At 61.9% G+C, this 6,862-nt stretch carries 3 protein-coding genes; all 3 read left to right on the forward strand.

The annotated features are described in order from the left end of the window. The first annotated feature begins 243 nt into the window (after window positions 1-243). The 3 genes from VN047_RS22665 (at window position 244) to VN047_RS22675 (ending at window position 6,789) form a co-directional block, all read left to right on the forward strand. On the forward strand, window positions 244-3,255 hold the full coding sequence (locus tag VN047_RS22665; RefSeq protein WP_325546753.1) for a TonB-dependent receptor: 3,012 nt from the start codon (window positions 244-246) through the stop codon (window positions 3,253-3,255). A gap of 115 nt (window positions 3,256-3,370) precedes the next feature. Then, complete coding sequence (locus VN047_RS22670; protein WP_325546755.1) at window positions 3,371-4,450, forward strand: glycoside hydrolase family 43 protein; 1,080 nt, start codon at window positions 3,371-3,373, stop codon at window positions 4,448-4,450. Between the two features lie 17 nt (window positions 4,451-4,467). Beyond that, on the forward strand, window positions 4,468-6,789 hold the full coding sequence (locus tag VN047_RS22675; protein ID WP_325546757.1) for a GH92 family glycosyl hydrolase: 2,322 nt from the start codon (window positions 4,468-4,470) through the stop codon (window positions 6,787-6,789). Window positions 6,790-6,862: the final 73 nt, after the last annotated feature.

Consider the following 6,862-nt stretch of genomic DNA (forward strand, 5'->3'; position numbering starts at 1 on the left):
ATAGCGGCCTGCAGACGTGCGTCAGCAATACCAGGATCGTTAAAATCGGCTGAAATCCGCGATTCTTTTGGGGATCGACGCAACTCATCGCGCCTCGCCACCGGCTCGGATTATTTATTTTGACAAATTGTTTTTTATATTCTGATAGTGGGTCAACGGGTCTGATGACTCGCAGCTGGGCGACCGGAAGGCGCCGGATAATGAGTGGGGGCGCACAGCCCCTCGAACAGGGATGTCGATGAGATGAAGGCAGGACGAATCCATTCAGCCGGGACGCGTGGACGCGATCGGCTGGTACGCGAGTTGATGCTGGGCGCGGGCGCGATGGCTGCCCTCTGCACTGCCGGACAGGCGTTCGCGCAGTCTGCGCCCGCGCAGACCGCCCCCGAAGCGCAGCCGCCGGCAGATGATGCGGCGACGGCGCCGGGCGACGCAATCGTCGTCACCGGCTACCGTAAATCGATCGAGCAGAGTCTCGAGCAGAAGCGCGAGGCGAACTCGCTGATCGAGGTCATCACCGCCGAGGATATCGGCAAATTCCCCGACAAGAATGTTGCCGACGCGCTGCAGCGCGTGCCCGGCGTGATCATTACCCGCGACGGCGGCGAGGGCAGCCGCGTCAGCATTCGCGGACTCAAGTCCGACCTGACGCTGACCCTGCTCAACGGCAATTTCATCGCCGGCGCCGACAGCGGCGATCCGTCGCGCTCGTTCAACTATGTGCTGTTGCCGTCGAACTTCATCGCGAGCACCGAAGTCTATAAATCCTCCGAAGCGCGGCTCGAAGAGGGCGGCGTTGGCGGTACCGTGATCCTCAACACGCGCCGTCCGTTCGACCTGCCGGCCTGGTCGGGCTTCGTCTCGGCCGAAGGCACCTATTCTGATACGGCCAAAAAGTTCGACCCGCAGATCGCTGGCCAGATTTCGTGGAAAGATCCTGAAGAGCGGCTCGGCTTCCTGATCGGCGCGACCTATCAGGAGCGCGCGAACCGCGAGCTGCGCGGCTCGACCGAAACCTGGCGCTGGTGGAGCGACCGCGACGCGAATGGCGATATCCTTACCCCCGCCACCGACGTCAACGGCAATCCGTTCGAGAATGACGACGCGATTTCCTATTGGCCCGGCGAAGGCGTGACCGCACAGGACGGCACGCATTATTCGGGCTATTGGGCACCGCAGTCGGTCAACGCCGAAATCTTTTCGCAGCAGCGCAAGCGCCTCGGCATCCAGGCGACCGCGCAGATGCGCCCGATCGAGAATCTGACCGTCACCGCAAATTATTTCCGTTTCGACTACAAGAGCAACTGGCAGAACAATGTGCTCAAGATCCCCGAGTGGGGTTATGGCAATTTCTTCACCGGGCCGACGTTCGACAAAAGCGGGACAATCTTCCAGTCGGCGAATTTCCAGGTCCCCGCGGCGGGCACGGGGTGCCTCGTCAACACGCCGCCGTGTACGATGGAAACGCCGCAGATCGCGGGTACCTACAGCCGCGAAAAGCAGGTTTCGAATACGTTCGAGACCGAGGTCGCGTGGAATCAGGACAATTTCGACGCGGTGCTGAAATTCGGCAAGACGCGCGCGACCGGCGGCCCGTCGCTGCGCTTCAACGTCGGCGCGAAGCCGCGCCTTACGGTGCCGGGGCAAGAACAGAACGGCAACTTCCTGAGCGGGTGGGATTTTACCGGCGGCAACCTCAACATGGAATTCTCGCCCGAACTGCAGGAGAATATCAAGAACGGGATCGCGCAGATCGACGTCGGTTCGACCGGATCGAACTACACCAACAGCGCGATCACGCAGCGTTATGCGCAGCTCGATCTCGTCCGACGCTTCGACAATTTCCTCAGCGCGTTGCGCGTCGGCGGCAAGTGGCGCGAGATGAGCATCCACCGCGAAACCGGGCGTAATGAATGGTATGCCGACCCGGCGACCAAGCGGCGCTATCAGGACACGCCCGAGGGCGCGGTCGCGCGGCCCGAATATTTCTATGACAAGCCGATCGGCAACATCGCCGGCGGTTTCAGTGCAAGCAGCTTCCCCGGCATCAATTTCGGGAATTATCTTGATTATATCAACTCGACCTACGGCCCGTCGGTTCGCGTCCCCGAACTGGACAATATTTATGATCTGAAGGAGCGCGTCTTCGCCGGCTATGTGCAGGCGGACTTCGAGGCCGGTCCGCTCCGCGGCAATATCGGCTTGCGCGTTGCGCAGACGAAGCAGTCGGGTCTGAATTCGGATCGCCTGCAGTTTCTCAACGATTATTGCGTCGATGGCCCGGGCGGCCCTTTCGATCCCGACCGGCCGATCGGGTCCGACGGCAATTGCCAGCTCCTCCCGCTGTCGGAGCGTGAGACGATCGTCAACACGCCGGTCGATCAGTCGAAGAGCTACACCGACTGGTTGCCCAGCCTGAACGTCGTTTATGAGGTCACGCCCGATATCGTCGTGCGCGGTGCGGTCGCCAAGGTAATCGCGCGTCCGTCATTCAACGATCTGGGGTCGCGAAGCTCGCTGACCTATCGCTCGGCAGCTTATGCCTTTGACCGCGGCCAGTTCGGCGAGTTCGAGGGCTGGTCGGGCGAGGGGGGCAACGCCAATCTGAAACCCTTTTCCGCCTGGCAGTATGACCTGGGCGTCGAATGGTATTTCAAGCGCGGTTCGGTGCTCGGCGTCGGCCTGTTCCGCAAGGAAGTCTCGGACTTCGTCGTTCCGCTCGTGATCGACGTGACGCGCGAAGTGAACGGCGAGCAGGTGTTGATCCAACCCTATTCGACGATCGCCAACGGCTCGAACGCGGTGTCGCAGGGCGTCGAACTCTATGCCCAGCACAGCTTCGACTTCGGCCTCGGCGCGCAGGTGAACTTCACCTATAACGACACCTCGGTCGCCGACATCACGCTCGACGGCCAGACGGTCGGCAAGTCGCCGCTTGTCGGCAGCGCGAAGACGCAGGTAAATGCGTCGGTCTTCTACGAGAACGACAGCTTCCTGATCCGCGCTTCGTATAACCGTCGCGGCGAAGTCGTCGAAGCGCTCCAGTCGGGCCTCAACATCTACAGCGCTCCCTATGAACAGGTCGACATCAACGCATCGTACGAGCTGATGGACGGCTTGATGCTCACCGCTTCGGTGATCAACCTCACCAAGTCGGAGGAGCGCCAGCACCTCGGCAACGACACCGATGCGCGCTTCGTCCACAGCTATTATACCGGCCGCCGCGCCTATGTCGGTGTATCGTACAAATTCTGATGGGGCCCATACCCGCTCCCCCTCGGGTGGCTCCGCGAGGAGCCACCACTTCTTTCCGGGCGAGCGGGTTCATGTTTCGATGCGGCAAATTGCTAACGGATAGACGGGGAGGGACGTGCGCGTGCATGTCGGGTTGAAATCGCTGGTTCTGGGTGCGGCGCTAACGGCCGGCGGTATCGCCGCGGCGCAGAATCCGATCATTCCCGGCTGGTACGCCGATCCCGAAATCCGGGTCTTCGGCGACCGCTACTGGATCTATCCGACCTATTCGGACCATGGCGAGACGCCCGATCTCTCACAGCATTTCAATGAGCAGCAGAAGAAGCTGCGCGAGCAGAAGACGGTCCGGCCGTCCTATCATTTCCAGACCTTCTTCAACGTCTTTTCATCGCCCGACCTCGTCCACTGGACGAAGCACGACCACGCCCTCGACGTCGAGAATGTGTCCTGGGCCGCCTATGCCTTCTGGGCACCGTCGGCGATCGAGAAGGACGGCAAATATTATCTCTTCTTCGGCGCCAACGACATCCAGTCGGACCACCAGCGCGGCGGTATCGGCGTCGCGGTCAGCGACCGCCCCGAAGGACCGTTCAAGGATGCGATCGGCAAGCCGCTGATCGACGCTTTCCACAATGGCGCGCAGCCGATCGACCAGTTCGTCTTTCGCGACGACGATGGGCAGCACTATCTCTATTATGGCGGCTGGAAGCATTGCAACGTCGTTCGGCTCGGCGACGACCTGACCTCGATAGAGCCTTTTCCCGACGGCACCACCTATAAGGAAATCACGCCCCCCGGCTATGTCGAGGGTTCGTTCATGGTGAAGCGGAAGGGCGTCTATTATCTGATGTGGTCGGAAGGTGGCTGGACCGGCCCCGACTATTCGGTCGCCTATGCGATGGGGCCGTCGCCGACCGGTCCGTTCAAGCCGATGGGCAAGATTCTTCAGCAGGATTTCAGGATAGCGCGCGGCGCAGGCCATCATTCGGTGGTCAATGTGCCCGGCACCGACGACTGGTATATCGCCTATCACCGCCGGCCGCTCGATCAGACGAGCGGCGAGCGCCGCCAGCTCGCGATCGACCGCATGATCTTCAACGCCGACGGCACGATCGCGCCGGTCATCATGACGAACAAGGGCGTCGCAGCGCGCCCGCTGCCGGGGTCGGCGGCAAACCGGGGAGAGACGAAGTGAAGACGATCCGCAAGACGATGCTGGGCGCCGCGGCGAGCGCGCTCGTGCTGAGCAGCGTCGGTACGCCCGTCGCGCTCGCGCAGTCGAGCGCGCAGCAGATCGCGCTCGTCGACTACGTCAACCCGCTGATGGGCACTGATTCAAGCTATCGCCTGTCCTACGGCAACACCTATCCCGCGGTCGCGGTGCCGTTCGGCATGAACAGCTGGACCCCGGTGACGGGCGAACCCGGCAGCGGCTGGGGCTATACCTATGACGGCGAGAAGATCAGCGGCATCAAGCAGACGCACCAGCCGAGCCCGTGGATGAACGATTATGCCGCCTTCGCGCTGATGGCCGAAACCGGCCCGGTGAAGGTCAAGCAGCAGGAACGCGGCAGCTGGTTCAGCCACAAGGCCGAGGTCGCGCGCCCCTATTCGTACAAGGTCTATCTCGCCGACTATGACGTGACCGCCGAGGTCGCGCCGACCGAACGAGCGGCGCAGTTCCGCTTCACCTTCCCCGAAAGCGACGACGCGCACATATTGCTCGACGGTCTCGCGGGCGGCTCGATGGTCAAGGTCGACGTCCAGAATCGCCGCATCACCGGCTATGTCCGCAACAACAACGGCGGCGTGCCCGACAATTTCCACAATTATTTCGTCGCCGAATTCGACCGCGACTTCACGCTCGCGCGCACCTGGGCGGGCGACAACGCGCCGACGAACGAGCTGGCACGCGAGGGCGATCATGTCGGCGCGGTGCTGAGCTTCAAGACGAAAAAGGGCGACAAGGTCCACGTCCGCGTCGCCTCCTCGTTCATCAGCCCCGAACAGGCATTGCTGAACCTGCGCAGCGAAATCGGCAGCGACAGCTTCGATGCGACGCAGGCGAAGGCAAAGGCGGCGTGGGAAAAGGAACTCTCGCGTATCCGCGTCACCGATCCCGACCCCGAAAAAATCCGCACCTTCTATTCGTCGCTCTATCGGATGCTCCAATTCCCGCGCGTCTTCTATGAAAAGGACGCGAACGGAAAGATCGTTCACTACAGCCCGTACGACGGCAAGGTCCACGACGGCTACATGTTCACCGACAACGGCTTCTGGGACACGTGGCGCGCGGTCTTCCCCTTCTTTGCGCTGATGTATCCCGACCTCGACAGCCAGATCATGCAGGGACTGGTCAACACCTACAAGGAGGGCGGCTGGCTGCCCGAATGGGCGAGCCCCGGCTATCGCAACGTGATGATCGGGTCGAACTCGGCGAACCTGATCGCCGACGCCTATTATAACGGCGTGCGCGGCTTCGACGTCGAGACGCTCTACGAAGCGATGATCAAGAATGCGACGACGAGCGAGGGCCGCCCGCGCGACAAGGCGGGCAAGGTGATCGCCGCGGTCGGACGCGAGGGTGCCGAATATTACAACCGCTTGGGCTATGTCCCCTATGACGTCGGCATCAACGAGAATGCCGCGCGGACGCTCGAATATGCAACCGCCGACTTCTCGATCGCGCAGCTCGCGACATTGCTCGGCAAGGATGCCGATGCGAAGAAGTACACCGAGCGCGCGCTCAATTACCGCAAGCTCTACGACAAACAGAGCGGCTGGATCCGCGGCCGCAACCAGGACGGGTCGTGGTCGACGCCGTTCAACCCCTACAAATGGGGTGACGCCTTCACCGAGGGGAATGCGCTGCATTACAGCTGGGCGGTAATGCAGGACGTTCAGGGTCTGATGACGCTGATGGGCGGGCGCGAGAAATTCGTCGAGCGGCTCGACGCGATCTTCACCACGCCGCCGATCTTCGACGAAAGCTATTATGGGCAGGTGATCCACGAAATCCGCGAAATGCAGATCGTCGACATGGGCCAATATGCCCATGGCAACCAGCCGATCCAGCATATGCCCTATCTCTACAATTGGGGGGGGGCGCCGTGGAAGACGCAGCATCATGTGCGCGACATCATGGCGAAGCTCTATTCGTCGGCACCCGACGGCTATCCGGGCGACGAGGATAACGGCCAGACCTCGGCCTGGTATGTCTTCTCGGCGCTGGGCTTCTATCCGGTCGCGTCGGCGACGGGCGAATATGCGATCGGCAGCCCGCTGTTCCGGAAGGCGGTGCTGACGATGCCGAACGGCAAGACGCTGACGATCAACGCCGCGAACAACAGCAATGCGAATGTCTATCTCCAGTCGGTCGCGCTCGGCGGGAAGCCGCAGACGAAAACCTGGTTCACCCATAGCGCGCTGTCGCAGGGCGGGACGATCGACTTCGTGATGGGCGCCAAACCCAACAAGCAATGGGGTACCGCTCCCGCCGACGCGCCTTTCTCGATCAGCGGCCGTGGAAAGTAGGATGAGCATGACCCCCAACCGCCGCGAGATCATGGCCGGCGTCGGCGCGCTCGCGCTCGCTGCCGCGATGCCC

This window comes from Sphingopyxis sp., from assembly GCF_035565275.1.
In the GTDB taxonomy this organism is placed as follows: Bacteria; Pseudomonadota; Alphaproteobacteria; order Sphingomonadales; family Sphingomonadaceae; genus Sphingopyxis.

What these genes read in the sequence shown, in the direction of transcription:
- VN047_RS22665 (WP_325546753.1), top strand. Translation starts at nt 244, where the DNA reads ATGAAGGCAGGACGAATCCATTCAGCCGGGACGCGTGGACGCGATCGG.
- VN047_RS22675 (WP_325546757.1), top strand. Translation starts at nt 4,468, where the DNA reads ATGCTGGGCGCCGCGGCGAGCGCGCTCGTGCTGAGCAGCGTCGGTACG.